The sequence below is a fragment of the Salinimicrobium oceani genome, from assembly GCF_012037645.1.
The window spans coordinates 1-404 of record NZ_JAAVJR010000848.1 but is presented as its reverse complement, the minus strand read 5'-3'; the positions used below and the strand labels follow the sequence as shown (position 1 = coordinate 404).

Annotated in this window: 1 protein-coding gene; it reads left to right on the top strand. The window is 33.9% G+C overall.

Going from position 1 to position 404, the window contains the following annotated elements:
- Window positions 1-61 precede the first annotated feature (61 nt).
- The coding region (locus HC175_RS19695; protein ID WP_235942702.1) for an Eco57I restriction-modification methylase domain-containing protein at window positions 62-404 on the top strand (343 nt) is incomplete at its 3' end.

Sequence of the window (404 nt, the reverse complement as noted above, 5' to 3'; positions counted from 1 at the left end):
CGGGAATTATGTAGGCTTTGATGTGGTAATTGGGAATCCGCCGTATATTTCTATTCAAGAGTTGAAAAAATTAGATCCAAATCAAAGTTTTTACTACTCAAAAAACTATCATACAGCGGCAAAAGGTAATTTTGACATCTATCTTCCATTTACTGAAATCTCCTTTGCAATAACTCATCCAAAAGGGATAGTTGATTTTATAATGCCTTCTCTTTGGATTTACAATGATTACGGCGGGAACTTGAGAGGATTACTCTTGTCAAATAAATATTTATCACGGTTTTTGGATTTTGGCTCAACTCAAGTTTTTGATGATGCTACAGTCTATACAGCCTGTCAACAATTCACGAAAACTGAAAACCAAGGCTTTGAATATTCAAAAATTGAAGTTGGAAATTTTGGAC